This is a genomic window from Streptomyces sp. CA-288835, from assembly GCF_050936385.1.
GTDB lineage: Bacteria > Actinomycetota > Actinomycetes > Streptomycetales > Streptomycetaceae > Streptomyces.
On record NZ_JBNJMW010000001.1, the window covers coordinates 779,577 to 806,491 of the forward strand.

Sequence of the window (26,915 nt, forward strand, 5' to 3'; positions counted from 1 at the left end):
ATGGACGGGAGTGATCTGATGAACGGTGGGACAGCGGATCTGGTGGTGCGCGCGGGCAGCGTGCACACCCTCGACGCGGCGGCAGCCCCCACGACGGCACTGGCAGCGCGCGACGGACAGATCGTGGCCGTGGCCGGTCCCGGGCAGGAGAAGGGACTGCTGCGGGAGTGGACGGGGCGTGACACCGTGGTGGTCGATGACCCCGGGCTCGTGGTGTCGCCGGCCTTCGTCGACACCCACAATCATCTGATGCTGGCAGGGCGTAACGTGCTGGGTGCGCCCGTGTCCCGGGCGAGGGACATTCACGGCTTCGTGGACCTGGTCCGTGAGCGAGCCGCACACACTCCCGCCGGGCAGTGGATCGTCACCGGCGCCGACTGGCACGAACTGCAGCTGGCCGAGCGCCGGATGCCGACCGCCCGTGAACTGGACCGGGCGACCACCGATCACCCGGTCCTGGCCCTGCGCGGCGGGCACAACGGGGTACTCAACTCCGCCGGGCTGCGCCTGGCCGGCATCAGTCCCGACACGCCGAATATTCCGGGCGGCTTCATCTCCCGCGACGCGACAGGCCACCCGACCGGCTGGCTGCAGGACGCCGCCCTGGACATGGCCCTGAAGGTCCTGCCGCCGATACCTGCCGAGATCCTCACCCATGGCCTGGCCCAGGCGTCCTCCGCCTTCGCGGCCCACGGGGTCGCAACCGTGCGCGACCCCGCCGTCACACCGCAGGAGTGGCACACCTACCTCCAGGCCGAGGCGGCCGGGCAGCTGTCCGTGCGTAGCCACGCCATGATCATCTCGACCCGGTCCGTCATCGCCGCCGCCGGATCGATCACCGCCCACCTCGATGCCCTCGAGGCCCAGGGCATCAAGCCAGGGGCCGGACAGGGACAGCTGCGGCTGTGGGGGCTGAAGTTCATCCTCGACGGTGGTACCGAAGCCGCCGCGCTGTCCGAGCCGTACGCCGACCGGCCCGGCTTCCACGGCGAACTGCTCTGGGAACGAGCCGAACTGGCCGAAGCCCTGACCGTCTGCGTGCAACGCGGCTGGCCCGTGGGCACCCACGCCTTCGGCGACCGCGCCGTCGGCGTGCTCCTGGACGCAGTCCGCGAGGTGATGGACCGGGTAGGGCCCGTACCACCGGGCATGCTGGTCGTGGAACACGGCGGCCTGATCACTCCAGACCGGATCGCCGATGCCACCGCGCTGGGCGTCCACATCACCGTCCAGCAGGCCCTGCTCAGCTCACTCGCCCACCCCCTGATCGCCGCCTGGGGCCCACAGCGGACCGCCGAGCTGTTCCCCCTGCGGGAACTGGTCAACGCCGGGGCCTGGATCAGCGCGGGCACCGACCACCCCATCGGACCGCTCAACCCCCTCCGGGGCCTGCACGACATGACCACCCGCTCTACCCCTGCGGGAGTACTCGGCCCCGAGCACGCCGTCACCCGCGCCGAAGCGCTCCGCCTGTACACCACCGCCGGCGCCCAGCTGCTGGGCAGTCCGCTCAACGGCGCCCTCCTGCCCGGGGCACCGGCCGACCTCGTGGCCTACCCGGCAGACCCCCTCACCTGCCCCGCGGACCAGCTGCTCACCCTCGTCCCCACCCTGACCGCGGTCGGCGGCCGGATCGTCCACCGCACCGCCTGACCGACCGCGAACGGCGAACGGCGAACGGCGAACGGCGAGAATGTACGTCGCCCTTGCTGCCGTGCTGGTCGAACGCCGCGGGAGTGGTCCAGTCTCCGACGCGGTCCACGAGCCTCGGTTCCGTGGCCCGAGGACACCCGGGCCATTCCGCCCCTGTCGGTCCGCACGCTCCCCAACTGCTTTCGACGGGATCCGCACCATCAACGGCGGACCATCGAACCGGAAACAGCACCTGACGACCACGGCGCCACCCATGCCGTGGAGAACCTGACTGCAGTCGGCGCGCCACATGTTCTGCGCAACCAGGTGGTCAGCCGCCCTTGGGCCAAGAAGGCCCGTCCCAGAGGACGCATCGCAGCCAGGCCCACTCGGCGTGCTGTCCCAGAGCCGACATCTGCACGTCGACTCCCCTTCCCCGTACACCGCTCGCTTCCCCGAAAGGCAGGGCAACTGTGTCCGCTAGCGTGTTCCCCGCTCCCCCTCCGCCTCGACGCCGAGCCCTGGTGCTCCTCGTTCTGTTCCTCGCGTTGGTCGCCGACGGCTATGACTCCGTCGCACTGAGCCTGGTCGTACCGACCATCGCCAAGGAATGGTCCGTCGCCCCGACCGATCTCGCCCTGGCCCTGACCGCGGCCAACGCCGGAGCGGTCATCGGCTACGTCGCCGCCGCACGCCTGGTGCGCCGGTGGGGCTCGCGCCTGGTGGTGGCCGGGTCCGTGGCTCTGTTCTCCGTCGGCTCCATCGCGACCGTGGCCGCCGATTCCACCCCCGGTCTCACCGCGCTGCGCTTCGTCACCGGGCTGGGCTTCGGAATGGTCCTGCCTGCGGCCGTCTCGATTGCCGCTGGATGTGTCTCTGAGCGGCGACGCAGCTCCGCCGGTGTCGCACTGGCCCTCGCTGTGGGTGTGGGTTCATCGCTCGCCGGCGCCACAGGCGGAGCTCTGTTGAAGAACCTCGGATGGCACGGTCTGTTCTGGATTCCCGGTCTCGTCGCCCTGGCGCTGACCCCCGTCCTGCTCGCGGTTCTTCCAGCGGACCATCGCGCGAAGAACACGCCGGCCGCGAGCACTGACCCGGCCGGCGAGCGCGAAGAAGCATCCCTGCGGGCCCTGTTCGCCGCTCCGGTACGTGCCGGCACGATCTTGGTGTGGGGATTCGCGTTCCTCACCTTCCTGTCCACCTACGCTCTGACGGCCTGGTTCCCCACCGTGCTGGTCGAGCTGGGCTTCTCGCCGACCGAGGCACCCGCAGGCAGCGCACTCATCGGGCTAGGCGGGATCGTCGGCGGCCTGGCCGTCGTGCTGCTGGCGCCGCGCTTCGGTGCCCCACCCGTGCTGTTCGTAACCTCGGTGGTGGCAGTGATCGCCCTCGGCGTCGCCGGACTCCTTCCCCTCGCCGGCGGACTTCTGCTGGGGCTGGCCGGCCTGGCCGGAGTCGGCCTCATCGCCGGGGTGACGGGTCAGACCGGGCTCGCGCTCGGCACTTATCCCATGAAGCTGCGCACCACCGGCGTCGGCTGGGCGGCCGCCGTCGGGCGCATCGGCTCCATCCTGGGCCCGCTGCTCGGCGGTGCCGTGCTCGCAGGCGGGATTTCGCCCCGCAGTTTCATCGCCGCCGTCGGGCTGCCCATGATCATCTCAGCCGCCCTGGCGCTCATCCTGCCCGGTCGCCAGCTGGACGGGGCACCGGCCACACCGTCCACGGTCGACTCCGGGAGCAGCCGGCATGCCGATGAGACCTCTGCGGCCTCCGAGACGTCGTGAGACGTGGTGTCTGACGGCAGGTCACGCTCGTCGGTGAGTGCGTGGCTGTCCTGCCGCCGGTCCGCGAAGGGCGCTCCCTTCGCAGGTGCTGCTTGATCAGGCTGTGGCGGTGCGGCTCGTCCTGGTAGGGGTGCGATGCTCGTGTGCGTACTCCTGCTTCTGGTGCCCTGCCCAGCAGGCGGCGAAGTCGCCTGCTGGGCAGGGCACGCAGCTTCGGTACCGCTTCGGCGTCAGACAGGTCCCAGCGTGCGCCGGTGCTGTCGACCGCTCTCCGACGAGGTGTCGGCATGCCCCCTCACTGCTTCCCGGTGGCCTTCGGGAAGTCTCCAGCCGGCGCGCTGCTGCGAGGGTCGGTTGCTCACCACGGTGAGCGATCGTTGCAGACTCGCTCCGATCGACGCCGGCCTCCCGGATGCTTCCCTGACCCTGTCGGCAGGCCGCGTTCGCGGCGAGGCAGGGCGGGCCGCTTCATCCGGGGCGGAGGAGTCCGGTGCGTTTGAGGGTCATGAGGATCGGAGTGGTCTCGACGGCGGCGATGTCCTGGAGGCCGTCGAGGGAGACGGTGAGCAGGTGGTAGAGGGCGTCTAGGTTGGTTGCGGCCACGGCGGCCAGGAGGTTGGCGGATCCGGTGGTGGCTGCGGTGAAGCGGATCTGGGGGTGGCTGCTGAGCGCGAGTGCGGTGCGCTCGAGGGCGCCGGGGGCGACGCTGATCCACAACAGGGCTTCGGTATGGATGCCGAGGAGTGGGAGGTCCACTTCGGTGGCCAGGCGGACGGCGTGGCCGGTGAGTCGTTCGACGCGTCGGCGCGCAGTGAGCGCGGTGGTGTTGGCGTGACGGGCGAGGTCGGTGTACGTCGCGCGACCATCGACGGCCAGCGCGTGGATCAGGGCGTGATCGGTGTCGTCCAGGGAGGGTACGCCAGGCGGCTGCGTCAGTGCCCGGCAGCCCAGGGAGTCGGTCTCGGCCGGGGTGAGCAGACCGCCGGTCCAGCCGAAGGCGACGGGGAAGACCCACAGGAGGGTGTGGGAGGTCCAGGAGTCGATGGCTTCGGTGGCGGGAAGGTCGCGCAACAGCAGGTTGTTGCACGCCTCGGGGCCGTCCAGGAAGAGCACGGTGCTGATCTCGTCCCCGCCACCCAGGACGTCGACCCAGATGGTGTCGGGGCGGCGGGCGAGTGCAGCGGCGACCGCGCGGATGCGCGGTGGGCGGCAGCGGATGCGCAGCGCCATCGGTATCAGGTGGGGGAAGCATCGAGGGTTGCGCACCGCGGTGACCCGTACCGTGCCGTCGTGCAGCAGCGGCCCGGCCCGGCGCACGACCGTGCGTTCGGACAGGCCCAGTGCCGAGGCGATGGCGCGCCAGGAGGCACGCGGCGAGGCCACCAGGGCGGCGACGATCCGCCGGTCGGTGTCGTCCAGGCTTTGGCGCATGATCACCACTATCGGCGGTTCGATGTCCTGATCTCTGTGATCGGCCACACACTGCCGACGACCATGGTCCGTGCTCTGGAAAGTTCCCGACAGCGTAACCCCAGCGGGACATCAGCCTTGACTCCTGGGTGAACGGGAGTGATCGGATGGCGGTGGGACGGCGGATCGAGGTCTCCAGAATTCAGGCTCGGCGCCTTCATCGAGCTGAACGCCGACCGGGACATCGGACTGGCCGAGGTCGCCGAGGCGGCTCGACTGAGCGTGCGCGGTCTGCAGGCCGCCTATCAACGACACGGCCTCGGCTCCCCGATGCGGCAGCTCAAGGAAGCGCGTCTACGGCGCGCCCGCACCGAGTTGCGTACAGCGAACCCCGGGGGGACCACGGTGAGCGCGGTCGCCGGCCGATGGGGCTTCACCAATTTGGGGCGTTTCGCGGCCGACTATCGCCGCATGTTCGGGACCACACCCGGCCGGGACCTTGCCGGGGAGTGAACGACTGCCCGCGGAGCAGGTTCGGCTCACCCATCGCCTGGCACAGGGCGCAGGCTCCACGCGCGCCGGAATTCCGACGCCTCGGAGGCCCACCCGGCCCACGGAGTCTGTAGACCAGTACCGCGAGCCTTACCGCAGGCGGTGTCCGCGGTGGTCGGCCGAGCGGCATGTGCCAAGAGCTAGGAGTCGGCCAGCAGACCCCGCGCGAACTCGTGCGCCGGCTCCTCCAGAGCGCGCCGGAGCTCGAAGAAGAGGTCCGCCGCCGTCGTGCCGGACCACGTGGCGGGGAGGAGGGCGGCGGGCAGCCCCGGGTCGAGGTAGGGGAAGCGTCGCCAGGCCGTCAGAACGTGGACGTAGTCGACGAACGCGTCCCGGGCTGACGTCGTGTTCTTCTCGGCCTCGGCCAGGCGTGTGGCCATCGGCGTGAACTTGGCGACGAACTCGTCGTAGAGCCCCTGGAGCGCTTCCAGGTCCCACCAGCGGCTGACCTGTTCGGCGGGGTTTCCGAAGGCCACGTAGTCGCCGCGGAAGAGGTTGACGTACTGGTCCAGGCCGTGTCGGAGCAGGTGGTCGCGGGTGTCGTCGAGCGCGTGGGCGGGAGCGATCCATACCCCCGACGAGACCGTGCCGAAGCCCAGCCATGCCAGCCGTGATCGCAGCTGGTGGCGGTGCTGCCGCTCGCTCTCCGGCACCGAGAAGACGGCGATGACCCAGCCGTCGTCGGGGGCGGTGTGGCGCTCGAAGATGCGGCGGTCGCCGGTTTCCAGGACGGAGCGGGCATACGGCGAGAGCGCATAGCCCGCCCTGCCGTCCCGCCGCTCCGACACCAGGATCTCGCGGCGCTTGAGCCGGTGGATCGACGAGCGGACCGCCTGGGCGTCGACGCCGAGTTCGGCGAGCAGCCGTATCAGGGTGCTCACACCGATCCAGCCGCCGACCTCACGCGCGTAGAGGCCGTAGACCGTCACGATCAGGGATCGCGGTGGTGCCGCCTGGGCCGGGTCGTCGTCGAGGAGGTCGCTCATAGTCACGAATGCAGGATTTTACTGCGTTCGCCCGGCTGCCTCCGCGTACGCCCCTGCTGTCAGCGCCGTACGCCAGGCGGCCGGCCATGGTGCGCTGCCGCCCGCCTCCTTGTCGGGGACGTGCACGGTGACGTAGCTGCCCCGGGCGACACGTCGGCGCGGCCCGCTGTCGGAGGCCTCCCGCCACACCTCGAAGGCGAAGGTCATCGAGGATCGTCCGAGGCGGACGAGCTCGATCCGGGTCTCCACCTCCTCGCCGAACCGGAGAGACGCCTCGAACTCCACCTCGTAGCGCACTCTGGGCGCCACCGGGAAGTAGCCGGGGATGCCGTGCTCGCGCATCAGCGCGGCCTCCGCCGCCTCGGCGTACCGCACGACGGTGGTGTTGTGGTAGATCCCCGCGGCGTCGGTGTCCACCCACTCCACGCGGGCGCGGTGGACACCGGACGGCGGGACCGGGTCGCTCATCCGGTCGTCCGGCTGGGCGTCCACCGCAGGTGGACGGCGTCCCGGGGGGTGTCGCGCAGCAGTGCCAGGCGCGGGCGGACCGCGTCCGTGCGTGACGTCGGCGGCTTGCGGCGGCCGGCCGCGAGCTGAGCCGGCCACTCGGCGCCCGGGCCGCGGTACTCCTGTTCGGCGGCCGCCTGCAGGATCCACTGCGGGTTGTAGAGGTGGGTACGGCCGAGCGCGCACAGGTCGGCGCGGCCGGCCAGCAGGATCGAGTTGACGTCGTCGTACGACGAGATCGCGCCCACCGCGATCACGGCGACGTCGGCCGGGGCGGCGACCTCGTGCCGGATCCGGTCGGCGAACGGGGTCTGGTAGGAGCGGCCGAAGGCGGGCTTCTCGTCCTTGGTGACCTGGCCGGAGGAGACGTCGATCGCCGCCGCCCCGTGCGCGACGAACGCCCGGGCGATCTCGACCGCGTCGTGCTCGGTGTTGCCGTCCGGAGACCAGTCGGTCGCCGAGATACGGACCGTCACCGGGCGGTCGGCAGGGAAGGCGGAGCGGACCGCGTCGAAGACCTCCAGGGGGAAGCGCAGACGGTTCGGCAATGTGCCGCCGTACTCGTCCGTGCGGTGGTTCGCGACGGGGGAGATGAAGGAGGACAGCAGGTAGCCGTGGGCGGCGTGCACTTCGAGCAGGTCGAAGCCGGCCTCCGCGGCCCTGCGCGCAGCCGCCGCGAAGTCGGCCACGACCACGTCCATGTCCTGACGGGTCATCTCGCGCGGCACGTGGCAGCCTGCGCCGTAGGGCAGCGGGGACGGGCCGACGACCTCCCAGTTGCCCTCGTCGAGCGGCTGGTCGATGCCTTCCCACATCACCTTGGTCGAGCCCTTACGGCCGGCGTGCCCCAGCTGGAGCCCGATCTTCGCCGTGCTGCGCTCGTGCACGAAGGCGGTGACCTCGGCCCACGCGTCGCGCTGGGCGTCGTTCCACAGGCCCGTGCAGCCCGGGGTGATCCGTGCCTCGGGTGAGACGCAGACCATCTCGGTCATGACCAGGCCCGCGCCGCCGAGCGCCTTGGAACCCAGGTGGACCAGGTGGAAGTCGTCCGGTATGCCGTCCACCGCCGAGTACATGTCCATCGGGGAGAGGACGATCCGGTTCTTGAGCTCCAGAGGGCCGATCGAGAAGGGCTGGAACATGGCTGGTGTCGCCTCCGGCAGCCCCTGTGCCTCGGCGAAGCCGCGCTCGATCCGCTCGGCGAAACCGGGGTCGCGGTCCTTGAGGTTGTCGAAGGTGATCCGGCGGGAGCGGGTGAGCAGGTTGAAGCAGAACTGTGCGGGGTCCTGGCCGGCGTACCTGCCGATGTTCTCGAACCACTCCAGCGAGGCCTGGGCGGCGCGCTGCGTCGATTCCACCACGGGCCGGCGCTCGGTCTCGTAGGCCGTCAACGCCTCGGCCACGGTGGGGTGTTCGTGCAGGCACGCGGCGAGCGCCAGGGCGTCCTCCATGGCCAGTTTGGTGCCGGAGCCGATCGAGAAGTGCGCGGTGTGGGCGGCGTCGCCGAGGAGGACCACGTTGCGGTGGTGCCAGCGCTCGTTGCGGACCGTGGTGAAGCTGAGCCACTTCGAGTTGTTGGTCAGCAGGGCGTGACCGGCCAGTTCCTCGGCGAAGATCTCCCGGATCCGCGCGACGGCCTGCTCGTCGGAGGCCCCGGGCGGGAACTCCGTGCCCTCGGTCGCGTCGAAGCCGACGCGACGCCACACGTCCTCCGCCATCTCGACGATGAAGGTCGAGCCGGAGTCGGAGTACGGGTAGCCGTGGATCTGCATGGTCCCGAACTCCGTCTGCCTGACGAAGAACTGGAAGGCCTCGAAGACCCGGTCGGTGCCCAGCCACATGTACTTGTTGGCCCGCCGGTCCAGGTCGGGGGCGAACGCGTCGGCGTACTTGGTCCGCACGGCCGAGTTGAGCCCGTCCGCCGCGACCACGAGGTCGTGGGACTCGCGCAGCTCGTCGACGTCCGGTGCGGTGGTCCGGTAGTGCACCGTGACGCCGAGTTCTGCGGCCCGCTCCTGGAGGATGCGCAACAGGTCCTTGCGGGACATGGCCGCGAAGCCCTGGCCTCCGACGGTGAATGGGTGCCCGTTGAACTCGATGTCGATGTCGGTCCATCGGGCGAAACGGTTCTCCATCGCGTCGTGGACGACGGTGTCGGCGTTCTCGATGCCCCCGAGGGTCTCGTCGGAGAAGACGACACCGAAGCCGAAGGTGTCGTCGGGGGCGTTGCGCTCCCAGACGCTGATCTCGTGGGCGGGGTTCAGCTGCTTCATCAGGGCGGCGAAGTAGAGCCCGCCCGGGCCGCCGCCGACGATCGCGATCCTCATGCGTTGTTCTCCTCGTTCGCCTTCTCGATCAACTGGCGCAGCAGATAGTGCTGCAGCTTCCCGCTGGTGTTGCGGGGCAGGGCGTCGGTGAAGCGGACCGCCCGCGGGTACTTGTACGGCGCCAGTTGGGTCTTGACGTAGTCCTGGATGTCCCTGGCCTTGGCGTCGTCGCCGGTGACTCCCTCGCGCAGCACGACGAAGGCGCACACGACCGAGCCGCGCTCGGGGTCGGGCTTGGCGACCACCGCGCACTCGACGACGTCCGGGTGGGTGTCGATCGCGGCTTCGACCTCGGGGCCTCCGATGTTGTAGCCGGAGGAGACGATCATGTTGTCCGTGCGGGTGCGGTAGTAGAAGTAGCCGTCCTCGTCGCGGACGTAGGTGTCGCCCGTGACGTTCCAGCCGCCCACGACGTAGTTCTCCTGGCGCCGGTCGTCGAGGTAGCGGCAGCCGACCGGGCCGATCACGGCCAGCCGCCCTTCGACACCGGGACCGAGTTCCTCGCCGTCGAGGCCGAGGACGGCGGCTCGGTAGCCGGGGACCGGTCTTCCTGTCGCTCCGGGACGGATCTCGTCACCGGCGGCGGAGATGAAGATGTGGATCATCTCGGTGGCGCCGATGCCGTCGACGACCTTGATCCCGGTCTCGGCGTGCAACTGCTTCCACACCTCGTCCGGTATGTGCTCCCCGGCGCTGACCGCGGCGCGCAGGCCGCGCAGCCGGTCGGCCTTGCCCGCCTTGAGGATCTGCTTGTACGCGGTCGGCGCGGTGGCGAGGACGGTGACCCCCGTCCCGGCGACGAGGTCGGCGAGCGGCTCCGGTGCGACGGCCTCGGTCAGCAGTGCGCATGCACCGGCGCGCAGGGCGCAGACGACGAGGATGCCGAGGCCGAAGGTGAACGCGAACGGGGCGGTGCACGACACGAGGTCGTCGGGCCGCAGCCGGAGCGTGTGCCGGCCGAAGGTGTTGTCGATGGACAGGATGTCGCGGTGGAAGTGGGTGGTGATCTTCGGTACGCCGGTGCTGCCCGAGGTGGGCCCGAAGAGGGCCACGTCGTCGGCCGCCGTGTCGACCGCGGCGAACTCCGCCGGCTTCACCGCCGCCCGGCGCGTGAGGTCGTCGGGTGCGTCACCCCCGTACGCCACGATCGTGAGGTCCGGCACAGCGGTGTCGCGTACGGTCTCGACGTCCTGCGTAAACCGGTGGTCGACCAGCGCGACGGCCGGGCGGATCTTCTCCGCGATCGGGGTGAGTTCGCGGGCGCGCAGTGCCGCCATGGTCGTCACGACGATGCCGCCGGCCTTGAGCACGCCGAGCCAGGCCGCGACGGTCCACGGGTTGTTCGGGGAGCGCAGCAGCACCCGGTTGCCGGGTGTCAGGCCGAGGTCGTCGGTGAGCACATGGGCGATCTGGTTGGCGCGGCGGCTCAGTTCGCCGTAGGTCCACACCTCGCCCTCCGGCGTGCGCAGGGCGGCGCGGTCGGGGCCGAAGGTGTCGGTGGGTATGTCGATGATCTCGGTGGCGGCGTTGAGGCGCTCGGGGTACTGGAGTTCGTCCGTGGTGAACTCCAGCACCGGCCACAGGTGGCGTGGCGGGAGGTGGTCCCGGGCGAATGTGTCCGGGTAGGCGGAGGGCGCGAGGTCCATCGGGGTTCCTATCTGCCGGGGTCCCGTGCACAGGGTGCGGATCGTGCAGAGGGAAGGGGTTCAGGAGGTGTCTGCCTGGTTCCTGTGCACCGGGTGCGGGCCGTGCAGAGGGAAGGGGTTCAGGAGGTGTCTGCCTGGTTCCTGTGCACCGGGTGCGGGCCGTGCAGAGGGAAGGACTTCAGGAGGTGGTGCGGATCAGGCCTTCCTGGACGACGGTGGCCAGGTGGACTCCGGCGGCGGTGAAGAACCGACCGGTGGCGAGACCGCGGCCGGACTCGGCGGCGACGGCCTCCTGGGCGTACAGAAGCCAGCCGTCCATCGGGCCGGGCCGGTGGAACCACATCGCGTGGTCGAGGCTGGCGGTGACGAGTCCCGGCCGGGCCCAAGCCAGGCCGAGCACCCGCAGGACGGGTTCGAGGATCGTGTAGTCGCAGACGTAGGCGAGCGCGGCGAGGTCGCGCTGGGCGTCGGTCAGCCCCTCTACGGACCCCAGCTTCTCGAACGGCCGTAGCCACACGGCCTGTTGGGGCGCTCGCTCGCCCTCAACGCTGAGGTAGACGGGCCCGGGGACGTGCCGCATGTCGAAGCTGCGGCCGCCGCTCCAGTACGCGCGCGACGCGTCCGTCATCGTGCCCCGAGGCGCATCGGGAGCTGTGCCGGAGAGGTACGACGCCGAGCTGGGCAGCTCCTCTGGCGCCGGGACACCCGCGGGCGGTTCGGCACTGTACGTCGCCGCACCCGGCTCGCCCGCCGCGAAGTTGGCCAGGCAGACGTAGACCGGCTTGCCGTTCTGGAAGCCGCGGACCTGCCGGGTGGCGTAGCCGCGGCCGTCGCGCAGCAGCTCCACCTCGTAGCGGACCTCGGCGCCGATGTCGACCGGCCGCAGGAAGTAGGAGTGTGTGGAGTGCAGCGTCTTGCCCTCGACCGACCTCATGGCGGCGGCCGCGGCCTGGGCGACCATGTCGCCGCCGTACGCCTTGGGCCAGGGGCAGGGCTGGGTGGTCGCGGTGAAGGCCAGGTCGTAGCGCTCGGGTTCGGCGGGCTTCAGCGTGACCGCCGCGGCGAAGAACGCGGACGTCGGCTCCGTCCCGGCCGTCATCGGTTCAGCCAGTCGCGCAGGTCGGCGTCCGCGACGTCGGGCAGGTTGACGACGATGTTCTCCGGTGTCCGGGTGGTCATCCAGGTCAGGGGCTTGGAACGCGAGAGGTTGCACTCGATGTGCGGCATGAACGGCGGTACGAAGACCCAGTCGCCCTCCGCCATGTCGACGTAGTCCTCGAACTTCTCGCCGAAGTAGATGCGCGCCCGGCCCGACAGGACGTAACCGCCGGTCTCCGCCTCGCCGTGGTGGTGGGTCACCGAGCGGTAGCCGGGCTCGTTGCGCACCTTTCCGAACCACAGCCTGGTGGCCGGTGTGTGCTGGACGGAGACACCGGAGACGCGGGTCGCGCCGGCGGACTGGCCGGTGGCGCCGGCTTCGAGGCCGCCGCGGGTCACGACCGGGACGACCAGGCCGGACGGGCCGGCGTACATCGAGTTGTCACCCTCCAGTACGTACTTGGAGAGATCGGGTTCCATGGTCAGCTCCTGGGGTCGGTGAGGCGGAGGCGGTTGCGGAGGGTGCCGATGCCGGGGATCTCGGTCTCCAGAAGGTCGCCGTCGGCGAGAAAGACCGGCGGAGTCATGCCCATCCCCACGCCGCCGGGGGTGCCGGTCAGTACGACGTCGCCGGGGCGCAGGGTGGTGAAGGCGGAGACGTAGGCGAGCAGATCGGCCGCGTCGAACACGAGGGTGCGGGTGTTGCCGTGCTGGCGTTCGGCTCCGTTGACGCGGCAGATCACCTCGACGCCCGCGACCGGGTCGAGTTCGTCGGGGGTGACGACCAGCGGGCCGAGCGGGGTGGTCCGGTCCCATGCCTTGCCCTGGAACCACTGCAGGGTGCGCCGCTGCCAGTCCCGCACGCTGACGTCGTTGGCGACGGTGTAGCCCGCGATGGAGCGTGCGGCCAGGTCCCGGTCCGCGCCGGTGAGTTCGGCGCCGACGACGACCGCGAGCTCCGCCTCCCAGTCCACGTCGAGGCCCTTGGGGAGGACCAGGTCGTCCTCGGGGCCGGTCAGCGTGTCGGCGTACTTGGCGAAGAGCGTGGGGTGGGCCGGCAGCTCACGGCCCATCTCGGTGATGTGGTCGGCGTAGTTGAGGCCACAGCACACCACCTTGCGCGGGGACGGCAGTGGCAGCACCGGTACGGCGCCGGGCAGCCCGGCCCCGGCGAGGCCCGCGACGCGGTCGGGCGCCGTGGTGGCCAGCAGCGCGGAGAGGTCGTCGGCCGGCAGGGCCCGCCAGCGGTCGCCGTCGAGGACGGCGGCTGTACGACGGCCGCCGTGGGCCACGGTGGCGAGCTTCATCGGAGTTCTCCCTGGGGCTTCGGAGCAGCTTTATAGCGAGATTTTCACGATCGTCGAAAACAGTCAATAGATGAGTTACGCTGACCGCACCCATCCGTCCCAGGAGGTACGCGCACATGACTCCGATCCCGGTGAACCCGCCCTCGCTCCCCGTGCCGAGTGGCTACTCGCACGGCACGCTGAGCGGCAACACGCTCCATCTGGGCGGACAGACCGCGCTCGACAAGGACATGCGGATCGTCCCCGGCGGCATCGTCGAGCAGTTCCGGCAGGCTTTCGACAACGTCCTCACCACGCTGCGCGCCGCCGGCGGGATCCCCGAGGACCTGGTGAGCATCACGCTCTTCCTCACCGACGTCCCCGACTACCAGGTCCACGGCAAGGAGATCGGGAAGGTCTGGCGCGAACTCGCGGGCCCGGTCTACCCGGCGATGGCAGGCATCGGCACGACCGCCCTCTGGCAGCCGGAGGCGATGATCGAGATCCTCGGCGTCGCGGTGATCCCGGACGAGCGGCTGATCCGCCCGGAGAGCTGAGAAAACCGACGTCAGGGGCCGGTCACACGGGCCTCGGGGCCGGCCCCGAGGCACCCAGGAAATATTGCGGGAACGACATGACGAACGTCGCGTACGGCATCACCGAGAGGCCGCGCCGGGCCGCGTCCGGAACGGTCCACGACTCGGCGGCCCGCCCGGGGCAGGAGGCGCCGACGGACTCGTCGACCTGCGGCGCTCCGGGCTTGCGCCGAGGTCGTTTCCCGCGCAGCCGGAGATCTTTTTCCTGCCGCCCGGAGCCAACCGCGTCGGATACCGGGACGTCCCGGCCGACCACGAGCCGCCGCGGCACGCGAGTTTCGTCGGGCCGGCCGGATCGCCACCGACCTGGCGGTGATGCTCGCCGACGGCGGTGAGGCCATCGCGGACCTGGGCGTGCCAGGGGGCCAGGCAGGGGTGTTCGGTCCGATCGCCTTGACACCGACGGCCTGACGGTTGCTCGCTGACGTCGACGAGACTGCCCTTGCCCGTGCTTCTATCGTCGCGTGCACGGCCTCAACCGGACCGAACTTGGCGAGTTCCTCGGCTACGACAAGACGTACGTCTCCGCCCTCGAACTCGGGAAACGCAGCCTTACCGACGTCGCGTCTGTGACCAACTGCGCCTGCCACCCCACATCCTGGGTGTCACCGACGGAGCCGATACCGACCACCCGGCGATGCTGCACTTCGGTGAGTCCAGCGTCGGGCTCGCTGAAGGTCGCCCGCCAATCCGGCCGCTGCCGAGGCAGTCTCCGAACTGTGGCCACTCGTCGTCCGCCGTGAGGCCTGTGTCAGGTCGGTGCGCCTGATGGTCGCCGCCAATGCTGCTCTGCTCCCCGCATCCGTGGGGGTGCTCCTCTTGGCCGTTGGTGCAGCACACAACGATGTCCCGCTACCCGCACCCCGTGGGGACATTCCCTCCCATACCAGGGAGCTTCTTCGGAGTTGCCTCACACTGGTGAGGAACCTCGAAGAAGCTCACTCGTCGGTCTCGATGGCCTCGATGGCCTCGATGGCCTCGATGGCCTCGATGGCCTCGATGGCAAGCATGGGACACGCGTCGATGGCATCCCGGGCCAGTTCGATATCGATCGCAGCCGGATCATTGATGAGTAGCTCCGCGGTTCCGTCGCGGACAGCAAAGAGGTGTGGTGCGACCGCCTCGCATGCGCCGATGCCAAGGCAGTTGTCGTTTATGTGGATCCGAGATCCCATCGCATACTCCTTCGGGCCGAGGCATGTATGCCTGAGGCGCCGACTGGGCCGGCGCCTCAGGCATGAGGTCAGGTTGTTCCGGCGCGCACCCAATGGCGTTGCGAACCGTCGGCGTTGAGGCCGTCGCGTTCGTCTGGCTGATGGTGCAGCAGGACGCTGACCTCGTGGGAGATCTCACCGAGTTCAGCGAGGTTCTTTGTTTCCGATGACTTGAGCCATGCAGCCGGTCAGGTGTCCCGGAAGGGGGCCAGGCTGCCCGGTGACCTGGCCATGTTGCCGGTGAAGGCCCCTCGAACCCGGACGGCGAGTGACTGGCGCTCGGCCGATGCCTTGCGGGATCGTGGGCTCCTGATGATCGACGACGGCCCTGCGTACGCCGGCGCCAGTGAGTCGGTGGTGCCTGCCATGCCTCGGACGCCCTCCAGCGAGCGGCCCGTCGCGCGGGCCCGGCGGGCGAAGGCGCAGGAGCCGATCAAGCGGCTCGGCCGAAGGGCGCGTCCGGATTACTGATCCCGATGACGAGGAGGTCGCGGAGTGGCGGCGCATCGTCAACTACGCGAAGCGGCACGGCCTGGAACCGGTGGGCACACACATCGAGAAGATCCCGTACGGCGGGCCGGGGCTGGGCCCGCGTCCCACGCGCGGAGCCTGGCGTCATGCCTCCTCGGCGCCGCGGTCTGGTATGGAGCCGTACTGGCTGCGCAGGCGGGCCTTGAGGATCTTGCCGGTGGCGTTGCGGGGCAGGGTGTCGACGAGGACGACCGACTTCGGGAGCTTGTACTTGGCGAGTCGGCCAGACAGGGAGTCCATGATGTCGTCGGGCGACACGTCGGAGCCCGCGCGGGGCACAACCAGCGCTCTGCCCACTTCGCCCCATCGTTCGTCGGGTACGCCGATCACCGCGCATTCGGCGACCGCGGGATGCTGGTAGAGGAGTTGCTCGACCTCGGCCGGGTAGACGTTCTCTCCGCCGGAGATGTACATGTCCTTGATCCGGTCGACGATCGTGACGTACCCCTCCTCGTCGACGGTGGCCGCATCCCCGGAGCGGAACCAACTTCCTTCGACGAAGGCGTCCTTGGTCGCTTCGGGCCACTGCCAGTAGCCCTTCATCACGTTGAGGCCCTCGATGATCACCTCGCCGACCTCGCCCGGTGCGACATCGGTGAGGTCGGGCCGCACCACGCGTACGTCGGTAAAGAAGCAGGGCGTGCCGGCCGAGCCGGCCTTGCGGATGCTGTCCCGCTCGCGCAGGCCCAGCGCGGCGGGAGCGGTCTCGGTCAGGCCGTACGCCTGGAGGAAGGTCAGGCCACGGTCCTGGTACGTGTGGATGAGGGCCTTGGGTACGGGTGCCGCCGCGCACATCAGGATCCGGATCGACGACAGGTCGGCCGTCGCCCACCGCGGCGACCGGGCGATGGCCTGGTACATCGCGGGCACGCCGAACATCCTCGTCACCCGGTGCTCTGCGATGACGTCGAGCACCCGTTCCGGGTCGAAGCCGCGCATCAGCACCGACGTCCCTCCTTTGAGGAAGCCCGGCAGGAAGACGGTGTTGAGGGCGGCGGTGTGGAACATCGGTGCCACCACCAGAGCGACGTCGTCGGTGGTGATGTCCACGTCCAGCAGGATGTTGAAGCAGTTCCAGGCGATGTTGGCGTGGGTGAGCATGACGCCCTTGGGACGGCCGCTGGTGCCGGAGGTGTACTGGATCATGCACACTTCCTCCAGGCCGACCGTCTCGTCCAGGGGGTCGTCCGGCGCGCTCGCCAGTAGCTCCTCGTACGCCTTCCCCACCTCGACGTAGTGCTTCACCTCGGCGTCGTCCCTGAATGCGTCGACGACGTCGGTGAGTTCGGCCCCGAACACCAGCACCGACGCTCCCGAGTCGCCCAGGATGAAGGCCAATTCGGGTGCCGCGAGGCGGGTGTTGAGCGGGACGAAGACGGCGCCCAGCGCGCTCGTGGCGAACAGGGTTTCCGCCAGGGCCGGATGGTTCGCGCCGAGGTAGGCTACCCGGTCGCCGTGTCCGACCCCCAGGGCACGCAGGGCGTGAGCGAGCCGCGTCACGCGCGCGGCCAGCTCTCCGTAGGACAGGGATCCACCGTCGTGCACGACGGCGGTGGCCTCGGGTGCCATGCGGGCGCGCCGCGCGGGCCACGAGCCGAGCCCTTGATTGCGCATGGTGCGTCTCTCTTCTCTCAGATCTCTCAGAGCCAGTCGGGCCATGTGTAGTCGGTTGAATCGTCGTGGTCCCGGTGTGGGGGCAACGGGGCGAGCCGCCCCCGGGAGAAGACCAGCGGTGCCGCGCCGGCCTTCTCCACCCCGAGTTCCCGGACGCGGCCGAGGACGAAGTAGGGCGCTGTCACGTTGTTGGGTGGGTAGGTGTCTGATGGTGTGTCGTGGTGTGGTGGAGCCCGGTTGCGCGCTGTACTCAGGCCGCGGTGGCGAGGCCGGCGACTCCGGTGATCTGCTCCCTAGGAGTCGGCACCCACCGCGCGGGCCAGCCTCTGGGCGACTTCCGGGTCCAGGGCGGCGACCGTGGCGAGCAGGTGCTGCTGCAGGGCCTCCTGCGCCTTCTCCGGTTGGCCGTCCACGCATGCCTGGAGGATCTGTTCGTGTTCCTTGCGGCGGCTGAGGACGATCTGCGCATCGGCTGTGCTGGAGGCGCGGTAGCGCTCGCTGTTGTGCCAGGTCGGCGCTATCGAGCGGAACAGCCACATCGATCCGGCGGCACGGTAGATGCCGTGGTGGAATCGCTCATGGGCTTCGCGGGCCGCTGCGGCGTCGCCCGTCTCGAGTGCCTTCTGCTGATCGTCGAGCGCCTTGCGCGCCTCCTCCTCCGCGGCGGTGTCGAACCGGGCGGCGGCGCGGCGGACCAGGATTCCCTCCAGCGTGATCCTGGTGAGGTAAGTGTCTTCGAGGTCGTCCGCCGACACCGCGCGCACCCGGGCGCCGCGATGTGGTTCGATCTCGACGACACCAATGGCTTCCAGCTGCCGGATCGCTTCCCGGATGGGCATCATGCTCATGCCCAGGCTCTGGGAGAGATCCTGGAGACGCAGCGGTGCGTCGGCCGGAATGGTCCCGTCGAGGATCGCAGCGAGAATCGACTGGTACGCCTGTTCCGTCGTCGTCGTTCGCTGCGGCCTGCGAATTCCGGCAGCACTCATCAATACCTCCCGCTGAGCAGTTCGCCAGCGCCCGGAACGACGGGCTTGAGTTCGAGCTTCTTGAGGATCTGATAGGTCGTGGCGACCGCCGCCGACAGTACCGGCTTGCCGATCCTGTCCTGGACCTTCTGGATGGCGGCCAGGGACGGCATCTGCACACACGCGGAGAGAATGACCGCGTCGGCACGGCTGTGGTCCAGTCGGTCCACGATCTTGTCGAGCGCCATGGGGTCCCGGGCACCGACCTCCAGATTGTTGGGGATCTCCAGAGCGATGTGGTCCGTGACCTCGTAGCCCTCGCCCGCAATGTAGGCGACGACTTGCTCGGTGAGCGGCTTCATGTATGGCGCGATCAAGGCGACACGCTGGACGCCCAGCGCTTCCAGGCCGTCGATCAACGCGCCGGCGCTGGTGACGACGGGCGCGCCGGCACCGTTGTCCACCGCCCGCTTGAGCAGACGCTGCTCGGAAACGCGGTGGTAGCCGGCCCCACGAGACATGATCGCGACAAGACAGGCATAGCCGAGGACGTCGACCGCGGCATCGGAGAGCTCTACGGCACAGCGGTCCGACTCGTCGTCCATGGCCTCCAGTTGCTCCTTGGTGACCTCCTTCATCCGCATGCGGGACGAGTGGAAGGTGAACCGCTCAGGCTCGATTTCCTCCCGGGCCCGCAGCATCGCGGGCACCTCGGTCTCCATGGTGATGTTCGAACTGGGCACGATTTGCCCGATGCGATAAGCGCGCCGAGTCATGTCAGACCGCCTTCACAGGATTGGAGAGGGCGCCGATGGACTCGATGGTGGCCTCGATGATGTCGCCAGGGACGAGGAACTGCGGTGGGTCCATGGCCGCGCCGACACCCTGGGGCGAGCCGGTGGCGATGATGTCGCCGGGCTCCAGGGTCACCCCGGAGGTGATGTCGGCGATGAGCTGCGGGATGCGGAAGAGCATGTGGCGGCTGTTGCCGTTCTGCATCTGCTCACCGTTGACTGTCAGGGAGAGTTGCAGGTCGTGCGGGTCGGGGATCTCGTCGGCGGTGACGACGACGGGGCCGAGCGGGGCGTAGCTGTCCTGGCCCTTGGAGTAGAACCACTGGCCCGAGCGGCGCTGGTCGCGGGCGCTGATGTCGTTGAGGATGGTGTAGCCGAAGACGTGGCTGAAGGCGTCGCTCTCCGCTACGGAAAGCGCCGACGCCCCGATGACGACAGCGAGTTCGCACTCCCAGTCGAGCTGGGCAGTGAGGCGGCTGTTGTGCAGGATCGGCTCGCCGGCGCCAATGACAGCGGTGCCGGGCTTACTGAAGAGCACCGGTCGGGTCGGCAAGTCCTTGCCGGTGTCCAGGGAGCGGCTGGACTCCTCGACGTGTTCGAAGTAATTGAGGCCGACACCGATGATTTTGCCGGGACGCAACGGGGCGTGCAGCACGACCTGATCATGCTGTCGGATGACGTCGTCCGGCCAGGAAGCGGTCGCAGCGACGGCTTCGCGGACCTGCTCATGGAAGGCGGGGCCCGCAGCGATGTACTCGGCGAGGGTGGCGGGCACCGCGATGGTGCCCTCGAGTGCGGCGGCCAGGTCGAGGACGGTGCCATCCGGCAGGGAGAGGCCGAGGCGACGGTCGCCGTCGGTGGCGGTGCTGAAACTGAGGAAGCGCATGGAGGCTCCGTGGTGGTGGGGCGGGCGGGTTACAGGTCGGCCAGCACGGGCGTGGGGTCGCCGGACTCGTGCACGACGAGCCTCTGCTGCGGCTCCTGGTTGACGTGCAACTGGAAGATGTCGAAGCGGTTGTAGTGGCCGGTGATGTCGTGCATCTGCTTGGGCTGGATGCACTTGGCGATGTCGATGTCGGCGTAGACGATGCCCTCGTCATCGATGAGCGGTTCGGTGAGCAGGCGGCCGTCCGGCCCGAAGATGCCGCTGAAGGCGGAGTGCGGGCGCTCCAGCAGCGCGCGTGACTCGCCGTCATGAGCGACGGCGTCAACGATCTCGGGGGTGATCGCGGAGCATGCGACGACCGAGAAGATCTTGCCCTCGAACGAGTGGGCGGCGGCCCGGACCTTGATGGCCTCGACCATGTCGTAGTCGGCGGGGGCGACGGGCAGCGCGATGTAGTTCGCCACGTGCACGGTCTCGCCCTGTGCAAGGAGACTGAAGCGGGCCAGGGTGTTGGTGTTCTCGCCGCAGGCCAGGCCACCCAGCCGTCCGACGGAGGTGTCGTAGACACGCAGCGAGCTGCCGTCGCCGCCTGCCCAGGTGAGCTTCTCGGCCCAGGTAGGCACCAGCTTGCGGTGGACTCCAAGCAGCCCACCATCATCCCCGATGAACAGCACGGAATTGTAGAGAGTGCCGATCGAGCGAGGGTCGCGCTCGTTGACGCCTATGACGACGTGACAGCCGGCGACACGGGCGGCGGCCCGCAGCTCATCGACCTCCGGCCCGGGGACGTCGATGGAGGCACGGTAGAGCCGCTCGAACCACTGGCTTCCCTGAACCGGTGACATCGTCCAGTTCCAGTAGGGGTATCCAGGGACGAATACCTCAGGAAAGGCCACCAGAGAGGCTCCCCCACGGGCGGCCTCCGCGATCAGATCGCATGCCTTCTCGATCGTGGCCGCGGTATCGAGGAAGACAGGGGCGGCCTGTACGGCTGCGGCTCGAAACTGCGGAAAGTCAGGCATAGGGGCCTCTCAATGGGCGTCTGGACCATCCGACACAAGCGGACTCTAGCATTTGATCAAATATCAGACTAGCGTTCTCGGTAACGAGATCGACCACCCCACAGGCACCCAGTGACGACGGGGACCGCACCCTCCCCGCAGGCCCTGGCACTGGCCGTGAAGGAGACTCAAGAGATGGCTAAGCAGGAAGATGTGATCGGCCGGGCAAACGTCGGCGACTCACCGGAGCTTGAGGCCTATTACGGTCGGCTGGAGAAGCTCGGCGCCGGCGCCCTCTGGACTGTGGCGAACGAGATAGAGCCCTGGTATCCGCAGCCAAAGTCCGTACCCATGCACTGGAGCTACGAACAACTTCGTCCCCACGTGCTGGAGTCGGCCGACCTGGTGCGCGGCGAGGACGCCGGCCGCCGCGTGGTGGTGCTGGTGAACGAGGGCCGCAAGGAACTGAGCGCCGCCGTAGGCCTTCTCTACACCGGGCTGCAGATCATGAACCCGGGCGAGTCGATGACCGCCCACCGGCACGCGGCCTCCGCACTGCGGTTCGTGATAGAGGGCGAAGGAGCCTGGACCATCGTCGAGGGCGACCGACTCAAGGTCGGTCCGGGCGACTTCGCCATCACACCCAACGGCACCTGGCACGAACACGGCAACGAGTCCGACGAGAACCCGGTGATCTGGCAGGACGGTTTGGACATCCCGCTGGTCAACGCCCTCGACGCGAACTTCTACGAGGTTCACCCGGACCTGCGCCAGGTGCCCGGCCGCGTCACCAATACCTCGCTGCTCGAACACGGTGGCGGAATCCTCAAGCCCGACGGGCGCCGCTGGAGCAAGGCCTACTCACCGCTCCTCGCCTACCCCTGGGAGCAGACCCACGAAGCCGTTACCGACCTCGCCAAGGTCAGCGACGGCTCACCGTACGACGGCGTCATCATGGAGTACGTCAACCCGGCCACCGGCGGCTCCATTATGCCGACCATGGGCGCGCACATGCAGTTGCTGCGACCCGCCGAGGCAACGAAGGCCCACCGGCACACCGGCTCGGTGATCTACCAGGTCGCCAAGGGCCGCGGCCACTCCGTCATCGGCGGGCGACGGTTCGACTGGAAGAAGAACGACATCTTCTGCGTGCCCTCCTGGGCCTGGCACGAGCACGCCAACGACGACCCGGCCGAGGACGCCTTCCTCTTCTCCTTCAACGACTTCCCCATGATCAAGAGCCTCGGGCTGTTCCAGGAAGAGGCCTACACCGACAACAGCGGTCACCAGACAGGGTGATGCCCCCGACCACGCCCGACCGGGACCGCTTCGCCGCCGGCAACGACAGTTACCCGCTTGTCGCCACATCACGATTGCGTTCGAGGCTCTCTCCCCGCACAGGTCTGAGCGGGGCGGATCCGAGACTCTCTGCGACTCCCCCACTACGCCGGGGCTGCAACCGCAGCCCCTGGAGCCTGATCAGCCTCTTGGCCGCCGCGATCCTGACCGTCATCCGCGCCCGCACCACCCGCCCCGCAGGCATCGACCTTGTCCCGGCCAGCCCGCGCGAACTCCTGGCCGTCCTCCGCGCCACCGTCATCCCGACACCCCGCCGCGACCTCGACCACGTCCTGCACTGGTCCGCCTGGCGCCGCCGCCACCAACACCGCGCCACCGCCTGCCACCGGCACTGGAACAACACCACCGCGGAGGCGGGCACTGTCACGTTGGCTGGCCGGTGGGATGATCTTCCTGCCGACCAGGATGCGGGAGATCGGCATCGACCGAAACGAGCTCCCCGCGATCGCTCTCCGTGTCCAGCAGCTCTATCGTCTTCGGCACGGAGTTGCCGATGGAAGGGCCCGTCACGGTCCATGCCCTCCACGCCCGCGGAACCGGCGGCGTACTGCACGGCACCTCGAAGCACCCCCTGCGGAACCTGGACGGCGTCGCCGAGAACGAGAACATCATGCCGGGGATCCTGCCTCCCGCCGAAGGAGACGAAGTCCCCTCTCCCGAACCTGGCTTCTACGTCGGACCGCAGTACGAGGCGTGGTTCCAGCACGTCCTGGCGCGGACCGCGACAGCCGGAGTGACGGCCTTCGCCGGTGACGGCGACACCACCGCCCAGTACCTGACCACGCGCCAAGGAAGCCAGCGCTTCACGACCGGCTTCGCGCACGCGGCCGCCGGCAGTGTCCAGGACGCGGAGTACGAGCTGCTCGGCATCCCCTTCGTCGGCACAGATCACGTGTTCCGGCTCAACAACAAGCGTGTCGAGGCATTCTCCGGCGTCGCGGCCGATCTCTTCCAACTGCTCTCGCCGAGGGACGACGACGGACGGCGGACCCCGGGAAAGGTCGAGCAGTACCGCAGCGCCGTCCATTCACTCCGCGGATCGTGGTCCGACCGGACCTGGGACCCGAAGTGGGGCGGTCCCGTCTCGGTGCACGAGGACGGCACCGTCCTGGCGATGCGCTTGCTACGGCTTTGAGGGCCGGTCGGCGAGGCAACAAGCCTGACGCCAGCCTGCTGCCCCGTCGGGCTCGTCCGCCCAGACGGGTGGACGCACCTCCCTCGATGGAACGGACTGAACCAGACGCCCAACGCCATGGGATCGACTCCGAGTGCCGCTCCCATGGCGTCTTCATCGATGCCGTTCACCGAGTCGCCGTAGCCACTCACCGTCCCTGTCCTCGGAGACGTTGTCCCCGAGCGCAGGAACAGCCACGCGACACAGTCGAGGAGCTCGTACCGCTCCAAAGTCATGGCCGTCTGATCACATCACGCGAGGCGACAGCGGTCCTCACTGCACTGGGCGAAGGAGCGGTCCCGGTCACCTGGACTGACATCTCATCAGACAAGCGCCACAGTGAGGTCCTGTTCTGTCGACCGAGTAAGAAGACGGATCCTCCGACGGAGCTGTACCACCTGGACTCGGCACACGGTTGCGTACCTGACACCTCCTGGATCATTGCGGTCACAGTCGCACCATGCGCTCGGCCAAAGCACTCACCGCTCTGAGAAGTACCGCCGGGGCCTGGCCGAGATCAAGAGCGTGCTGGTGCAGCACGATCCCGGAACGGCGCACCACGTGGCCAGCGTGTGGTGCATTGCCCTTCGCGTACACAAGGTGCCCGTTGTTCAGCCCGAGGGAGGTGCAATACGCCAGCATCTGGTAGAGATCGGCATCGGGATACCCTTGCGGTCTGCCCGCCTTGTATTTCGCGTCGGCCACGGCCAGCGGAACTCCGGATTCTCCGTACCAGACGAGGTCCGGTCGCATTCGGATGGCGCCGCCCTCATCCAGGTGGACGTTCCCGTCCTGAAGCGTGCCGTGCCCGCCGTACGGGGTCAGGGCCTCACGGAGTGCGACGCAGACGAAATCCTCGAAAACCCTGTTCATGTCGAAGAGGAAGCCATTCATCTGCAGACCGCCCGGCAGATGCTCAACCGACGCCCCGTCCAGTACGAGGCCTGCCAGTGGGAGGGCGTTGTGATACCGAGCGTTGAGGCGGTTCGGCTGCCAGCTGGGAACCGCCTGCCCTCTCCCCAGTGGCGTGACGTCCGCGAGCCTGGCCCGCTGGTGCATGAGGCGCGTGCGTACGACTCGGGGAACATCAGGCAGGCGCAGCAGTCGCTCCACCGCCGCCCGCAGTATGCGGTTCTCGGCGATGTCCGTGGTGAACTCGTCGTACGCGACCTCAACAGGCATCGGGGATCCGAATCGGCGTCGGATCTGCTCGGCTTCGCGGATCCGGCCTCGTACGACGAACGCCGTGGCTTCGGCAGGCCGATAGCCCTGCAGAAGACCCTGCCGTAGCGCTCGGTCCGTCTGCCGCTCCACTGCGTGGGCGAAAGCGGGCAGCAGTTCGTCGTGTCTGGCGACATCAACCGCTCCCTCCCGCCAGCCATGTGGGTAGAGGCTGTAGCCGAGAAGGAAGAACAGGCGCTCGATGGGCACCTTGGGGGTGATCCGTAGTCTGGTGGTCTCGCCTCCCGGGACGTCGAGTGCCACGGCCCCCACTTTGCTTCCCGCCCGTAGCCGCCACAGCCCCGGCTCGTACGGATCGGGAACGGCGTCCACGATCTTCGACGCTGCCAGAGCTCGCCCTGCCGCGTCCGGGAGGGGCACAGCTTTCGCCGGGGCGTGTTCAACAAGGTGAACCTCGGTCACGGCCTGCCAGGGCCTTCCCCAGTGTCATCCATTTCCGGTCCTCTGCGCGCGGCCACGGAGGTCCGCAGCGCCGCCAGCCCGTACCGCTTCTCGATGTCCACGCCTTCCCCGTAGTGGTGTTCTTCCAGCAGAGGCAGGATCTTCGTCCGCCAGGTGCGTTCCAGTCCGCCCTCCCGGTAGACGCCGGGCTTCATCAGGTACGACGGTCCGATCCGGAAGTCGGCTTCGTCGATGCGGGCGTTGAGGGCGTCCAGCAGATCGGCCGGCTCGGTGTCCTTCTCCTCGTCCTCCAGCCAGCGCCTCAGCAGTCCGCTGGTCGGCTCGGTTCCCGGGGAAAGTTCCACGAAGGCGAACCGCCGTCGCATAGCCGCGTCCACCAGTGCGATGGAACGATCGGCGGTGTTCATCGTGCCGATGATGAACAGGTTCCGGGGCAGGGCGAAGTCCTCGCCCGAAGAATAGGTCAACCGAACCGACTTCTTGCGGTACTCCAGCAGGAAGTACAACTCGCCGAAGACCTTGGCCAGATTGGCGCGGTTGATCTCGTCGATGATCAGAAAGTAAGGGATGTGCCGATTGCCCTCCCGACCGGCGAGGTCGGCCAGTTCCCGCAGCGGGCCGGGGGTCAGCCGGAACGCGACCTCGTGTGTGTCCGGGTCCTCCCGGGGCCGGAACCCCTCGAAGAAGTCCTCGTACGCGTAACTGGGATGGAACTGGACCAGCTTGACCTGCTCGGGGCCGCCGCCCAGGAATTCGGCGAGCTCCTGCGCGAGGTAGGTCTTTCCCGTTCCGGGCGGCCCGTAGAAGATCAGCTGGCGTTCGTCCCAGAGCAGGTCACGTACCTCGCTCAGCCATTCAAGGTGATGGACGTTGAGCTTCTTGCGCAGCGCTTCGTCGGGCTGAGGGAACTCCAGTTCACGGCGCGCGACGATGGCCTGAATCGCGATGCCGGATGTGTCGGTGGACTCCTCAGCCACCTTCTCCAATTCCGCGTCGGAGGACCACAGCCCGTCGATGATGCCCTTGACCGCCGTCAGATCGACCAGGTCGTGTCCGGTGTTCAGCTTCTGCTGGAGCTCCTCTGCGAGCTCGTCATACGGGTAACCCTCGCTCGCCCACTCCACCGGGCGTCGCAGAACGCTCCGCCCGTCCTCCGAGGCGATCTGCTCGGCGTTCCCCGTGATCTCACCGACGTACAACTCACCACCGGAGAACACGCAGACAGTGTCTCCCAGTCTCATCCGGGAGAGGAAGGCGTGGAATTCGTCCACGAACCGTGCCTTCTGGCTGTAGGCGACCGCCGACTCGTAGTCCTCTTCCACGATGACGCGCAACCGCTCCTTGCTGATGCCCGGGCTCACCCCCGGCCTCAGCCGGTCCGCGGCGAGCGTCACGCGGTCCCTGGAACGCCATATCTGGTCGCCCGGGCTGATGCTGGTGATGTCGGGGTCGCGGACCAGCCATGCGCGGCTGGGGCCAGCCGAAGCCTGTTCCAGGAAGTCGGCGAGCGGCCGACCGTCGGCGGTCTTCCACTCCAGCCAGCCGTTGGCACTGCGGCCGAGGAGGATTTCCGCCGCGGCCGACGGTGAGTTGCACTCGACGTCACGGACGACCTCCAACCACCCGGGCCAGGTCGTCGTCTCCTTGATCGTGCCTTCTTCCCTCAGTTGTTCCCGCAGTCGGTGGGAGGACGGCATCCGCACGGGGAAGGAGGGTACGACGTCGGAGCGGGCCGGCGAACCGGCCAGGACCACCATTTTCTGGCTGCCGTTGGTTCCCTTCTCCGTGAGCAACCGCCCGCGCGCCATGGGTCCGCCGCGTGGCAGGCGCAGCAGGAACTCCGGGTACTCCTCGGTCATCCTTCTCCCCAGTCGCTCAGGTCAGTGGCAGGAACTTACGTCGTGGC

At 68.8% G+C, this 26,915-nt stretch carries 25 protein-coding genes; 6 read left to right on the forward strand and 19 right to left on the reverse strand.

The window, feature by feature from the left end:
• Window positions 1–18 precede the first annotated feature (18 nt).
• The gene (locus tag ACQEVY_RS03615; RefSeq protein WP_432944710.1) at window positions 19–1,653 is read left to right on the forward strand and encodes an amidohydrolase; all 1,635 of its coding nucleotides are present in this window, start codon (window positions 19–21) and stop codon (window positions 1,651–1,653) included.
• Between the two features lie 503 nt (window positions 1,654–2,156).
• Window positions 2,157–3,416 (forward strand): MFS transporter, encoded by a 1,260-nt coding sequence (locus ACQEVY_RS03620; protein WP_432944712.1) that lies wholly within the window; start codon window positions 2,157–2,159, stop codon window positions 3,414–3,416.
• Window positions 3,417–3,884: 468 nt separating this feature from the next.
• Here the strand turns inward: ACQEVY_RS03620 and ACQEVY_RS03625 are convergent, their stop codons facing one another.
• Entirely contained in the window at window positions 3,885–4,847 is a 963-nt protein-coding gene (locus tag ACQEVY_RS03625) for an AsnC family transcriptional regulator (protein ID WP_432944714.1), read from the reverse strand.
• A 138-nt stretch (window positions 4,848–4,985) separates the two neighbouring features.
• Between ACQEVY_RS03625 and ACQEVY_RS03630 the strand changes: the two genes are divergently transcribed.
• The gene (locus ACQEVY_RS03630) at window positions 4,986–5,339 is read left to right on the forward strand and encodes a helix-turn-helix transcriptional regulator (protein WP_432944716.1); all 354 of its coding nucleotides are present in this window, start codon (window positions 4,986–4,988) and stop codon (window positions 5,337–5,339) included.
• Between the two features lie 179 nt (window positions 5,340–5,518).
• Here ACQEVY_RS03630 and ACQEVY_RS03635 read toward each other — a convergent pair whose 3' ends face one another.
• From ACQEVY_RS03635 to ACQEVY_RS03665, 7 genes are all read right to left on the reverse strand, one after another.
• Complete coding sequence (locus tag ACQEVY_RS03635) at window positions 5,519–6,364, reverse strand: PaaX family transcriptional regulator (protein ID WP_432955048.1); 846 nt, start codon at window positions 6,362–6,364, stop codon at window positions 5,519–5,521.
• Window positions 6,365–6,382: 18 nt separating this feature from the next.
• The gene (locus tag ACQEVY_RS03640; RefSeq protein ID WP_432944718.1) at window positions 6,383–6,832 is read right to left on the reverse strand and encodes an acyl-CoA thioesterase; all 450 of its coding nucleotides are present in this window, start codon (window positions 6,830–6,832) and stop codon (window positions 6,383–6,385) included.
• The gene (locus ACQEVY_RS03645) at window positions 6,829–9,198 is read right to left on the reverse strand and encodes a bifunctional salicylyl-CoA 5-hydroxylase/oxidoreductase (protein ID WP_432944720.1); all 2,370 of its coding nucleotides are present in this window, start codon (window positions 9,196–9,198) and stop codon (window positions 6,829–6,831) included. Before ACQEVY_RS03645 ends, ACQEVY_RS03640 begins: the two co-directional genes overlap by 4 nt.
• A complete protein-coding gene (locus ACQEVY_RS03650) occupies window positions 9,195–10,844 on the reverse strand; it encodes an AMP-binding protein (RefSeq protein WP_432944722.1) in 1,650 nt (549 codons plus the stop codon). The genes ACQEVY_RS03645 and ACQEVY_RS03650 overlap by 4 nt, the downstream gene beginning before the upstream one ends.
• A 178-nt stretch (window positions 10,845–11,022) precedes the next feature.
• Window positions 11,023–11,943, reverse strand: a complete 921-nt coding sequence (locus ACQEVY_RS03655; RefSeq protein WP_432944724.1) for an acyl-CoA thioesterase — start codon at window positions 11,941–11,943, stop codon at window positions 11,023–11,025.
• Entirely contained in the window at window positions 11,940–12,422 is a 483-nt protein-coding gene (locus tag ACQEVY_RS03660) for a cupin domain-containing protein (RefSeq protein ID WP_432944726.1), read from the reverse strand. Before ACQEVY_RS03660 ends, ACQEVY_RS03655 begins: the two co-directional genes overlap by 4 nt.
• Window positions 12,423–12,424: 2 nt before the next feature.
• Window positions 12,425–13,249 carry a fumarylacetoacetate hydrolase family protein gene (locus tag ACQEVY_RS03665; protein ID WP_432944728.1) on the reverse strand — a complete coding sequence of 275 codons (825 nt, stop codon included), beginning with the start codon at window positions 13,247–13,249 and terminating at the stop codon, window positions 12,425–12,427.
• Between the two features lie 116 nt (window positions 13,250–13,365).
• Here ACQEVY_RS03665 and ACQEVY_RS03670 point away from each other — a divergent pair, with 116 nt between their 5' ends.
• Window positions 13,366–13,785: a RidA family protein gene (locus tag ACQEVY_RS03670; RefSeq protein WP_432944730.1), complete on the forward strand. Its 420-nt coding sequence runs from the start codon at window positions 13,366–13,368 to the stop codon at window positions 13,783–13,785.
• A gap of 22 nt (window positions 13,786–13,807) precedes the next feature.
• Here ACQEVY_RS03670 and ACQEVY_RS03675 read toward each other — a convergent pair whose 3' ends face one another.
• From ACQEVY_RS03675 to ACQEVY_RS03715, 9 genes are all read right to left on the reverse strand, one after another.
• Entirely contained in the window at window positions 13,808–14,095 is a 288-nt protein-coding gene (locus tag ACQEVY_RS03675; protein ID WP_432944732.1) for a hypothetical protein, read from the reverse strand.
• Between the two features lie 667 nt (window positions 14,096–14,762).
• Entirely contained in the window at window positions 14,763–14,999 is a 237-nt protein-coding gene (locus tag ACQEVY_RS03680) for a ferredoxin (RefSeq protein ID WP_432944734.1), read from the reverse strand.
• Window positions 15,000–15,471: 472 nt separating this feature from the next.
• On the reverse strand, window positions 15,472–15,657 hold the full coding sequence (locus tag ACQEVY_RS03685; protein WP_432944736.1) for a hypothetical protein: 186 nt from the start codon (window positions 15,655–15,657) through the stop codon (window positions 15,472–15,474).
• Window positions 15,654–17,183, reverse strand: coding sequence for an acyl-CoA synthetase (locus tag ACQEVY_RS03690; RefSeq protein ID WP_432944738.1), 1,530 nt, complete (start codon window positions 17,181–17,183; stop codon window positions 15,654–15,656). The genes ACQEVY_RS03685 and ACQEVY_RS03690 overlap by 4 nt, the downstream gene beginning before the upstream one ends.
• Window positions 17,184–17,209: 26 nt before the next feature.
• Window positions 17,210–17,368: a hypothetical protein gene (locus ACQEVY_RS03695; protein WP_432944740.1), complete on the reverse strand. Its 159-nt coding sequence runs from the start codon at window positions 17,366–17,368 to the stop codon at window positions 17,210–17,212.
• Between the two features lie 108 nt (window positions 17,369–17,476).
• On the reverse strand, window positions 17,477–18,172 hold the full coding sequence (locus ACQEVY_RS03700) for a GntR family transcriptional regulator (protein WP_432944742.1): 696 nt from the start codon (window positions 18,170–18,172) through the stop codon (window positions 17,477–17,479).
• Window positions 18,172–18,894: a maleate cis-trans isomerase family protein gene (locus ACQEVY_RS03705; RefSeq protein ID WP_432944744.1), complete on the reverse strand. Its 723-nt coding sequence runs from the start codon at window positions 18,892–18,894 to the stop codon at window positions 18,172–18,174. Before ACQEVY_RS03705 ends, ACQEVY_RS03700 begins: the two co-directional genes overlap by 1 nt.
• A 34-nt stretch (window positions 18,895–18,928) precedes the next feature.
• Entirely contained in the window at window positions 18,929–19,831 is a 903-nt protein-coding gene (locus ACQEVY_RS03710; protein WP_432944746.1) for a fumarylacetoacetate hydrolase family protein, read from the reverse strand.
• Between the two features lie 29 nt (window positions 19,832–19,860).
• Complete coding sequence (locus ACQEVY_RS03715; RefSeq protein WP_432944748.1) at window positions 19,861–20,853, reverse strand: carbon-nitrogen hydrolase family protein; 993 nt, start codon at window positions 20,851–20,853, stop codon at window positions 19,861–19,863.
• Between the two features lie 174 nt (window positions 20,854–21,027).
• Between ACQEVY_RS03715 and ACQEVY_RS03720 the strand changes: the two genes are divergently transcribed.
• Together ACQEVY_RS03720 and ACQEVY_RS03725 are read left to right on the forward strand one after the other, a co-directional pair.
• The gene (locus tag ACQEVY_RS03720; RefSeq protein ID WP_432944750.1) at window positions 21,028–22,131 is read left to right on the forward strand and encodes a cupin domain-containing protein; all 1,104 of its coding nucleotides are present in this window, start codon (window positions 21,028–21,030) and stop codon (window positions 22,129–22,131) included.
• 514 nt (window positions 22,132–22,645) lie between these two features.
• Window positions 22,646–23,326 carry a hypothetical protein gene (locus tag ACQEVY_RS03725; protein ID WP_432944752.1) on the forward strand — a complete coding sequence of 227 codons (681 nt, stop codon included), beginning with the start codon at window positions 22,646–22,648 and terminating at the stop codon, window positions 23,324–23,326.
• Window positions 23,327–23,812: 486 nt separating this feature from the next.
• On the opposite strand, the gene ACQEVY_RS03730 is transcribed toward ACQEVY_RS03725, so the two are convergent.
• On the reverse strand, window positions 23,813–25,009 hold the full coding sequence (locus ACQEVY_RS03730; protein WP_432944754.1) for an McrC family protein: 1,197 nt from the start codon (window positions 25,007–25,009) through the stop codon (window positions 23,813–23,815).
• On the reverse strand, window positions 25,006–26,868 hold the full coding sequence (locus ACQEVY_RS03735) for a DUF4357 domain-containing protein (RefSeq protein ID WP_432944756.1): 1,863 nt from the start codon (window positions 26,866–26,868) through the stop codon (window positions 25,006–25,008). Before ACQEVY_RS03735 ends, ACQEVY_RS03730 begins: the two co-directional genes overlap by 4 nt.
• Window positions 26,869–26,915 lie beyond the last annotated feature (47 nt).

Bases quoted from the DNA above. Each gene is read 5' to 3' on its own strand.
- ACQEVY_RS03615 (WP_432944710.1), top strand. From the start codon at position 19: ATGAACGGTGGGACAGCGGATCTGGTGGTGCGCGCGGGCAGCGTGCAC.
- ACQEVY_RS03625 (WP_432944714.1), bottom strand. From the start codon at position 4,847: ATGCGCCAAAGCCTGGACGACACCGACCGGCGGATCGTCGCCGCCCTG.
- ACQEVY_RS03635 (WP_432955048.1), bottom strand. From the start codon at position 6,364: ATGAGCGACCTCCTCGACGACGACCCGGCCCAGGCGGCACCACCGCGA.
- ACQEVY_RS03640 (WP_432944718.1), bottom strand. From the start codon at position 6,832: ATGAGCGACCCGGTCCCGCCGTCCGGTGTCCACCGCGCCCGCGTGGAG.
- ACQEVY_RS03645 (WP_432944720.1), bottom strand. From the start codon at position 9,198: ATGAGGATCGCGATCGTCGGCGGCGGCCCGGGCGGGCTCTACTTCGCC.
- ACQEVY_RS03650 (WP_432944722.1), bottom strand. From the start codon at position 10,844: ATGGACCTCGCGCCCTCCGCCTACCCGGACACATTCGCCCGGGACCAC.
- ACQEVY_RS03655 (WP_432944724.1), bottom strand. From the start codon at position 11,943: ATGACGGCCGGGACGGAGCCGACGTCCGCGTTCTTCGCCGCGGCGGTC.
- ACQEVY_RS03660 (WP_432944726.1), bottom strand. From the start codon at position 12,422: ATGGAACCCGATCTCTCCAAGTACGTACTGGAGGGTGACAACTCGATG.
- ACQEVY_RS03665 (WP_432944728.1), bottom strand. From the start codon at position 13,249: ATGAAGCTCGCCACCGTGGCCCACGGCGGCCGTCGTACAGCCGCCGTC.
- ACQEVY_RS03670 (WP_432944730.1), top strand. From the start codon at position 13,366: ATGACTCCGATCCCGGTGAACCCGCCCTCGCTCCCCGTGCCGAGTGGC.
- ACQEVY_RS03680 (WP_432944734.1), bottom strand. From the start codon at position 14,999: ATGGGATCTCGGATCCACATAAACGACAACTGCCTTGGCATCGGCGCA.
- ACQEVY_RS03685 (WP_432944736.1), bottom strand. From the start codon at position 15,657: ATGACGCCAGGCTCCGCGCGTGGGACGCGGGCCCAGCCCCGGCCCGCC.
- ACQEVY_RS03690 (WP_432944738.1), bottom strand. From the start codon at position 17,183: ATGCGCAATCAAGGGCTCGGCTCGTGGCCCGCGCGGCGCGCCCGCATG.
- ACQEVY_RS03700 (WP_432944742.1), bottom strand. From the start codon at position 18,172: ATGAGTGCTGCCGGAATTCGCAGGCCGCAGCGAACGACGACGACGGAA.
- ACQEVY_RS03710 (WP_432944746.1), bottom strand. From the start codon at position 19,831: ATGCGCTTCCTCAGTTTCAGCACCGCCACCGACGGCGACCGTCGCCTC.
- ACQEVY_RS03715 (WP_432944748.1), bottom strand. From the start codon at position 20,853: ATGCCTGACTTTCCGCAGTTTCGAGCCGCAGCCGTACAGGCCGCCCCT.
- ACQEVY_RS03720 (WP_432944750.1), top strand. From the start codon at position 21,028: ATGGCTAAGCAGGAAGATGTGATCGGCCGGGCAAACGTCGGCGACTCA.
- ACQEVY_RS03735 (WP_432944756.1), bottom strand. From the start codon at position 26,868: ATGACCGAGGAGTACCCGGAGTTCCTGCTGCGCCTGCCACGCGGCGGA.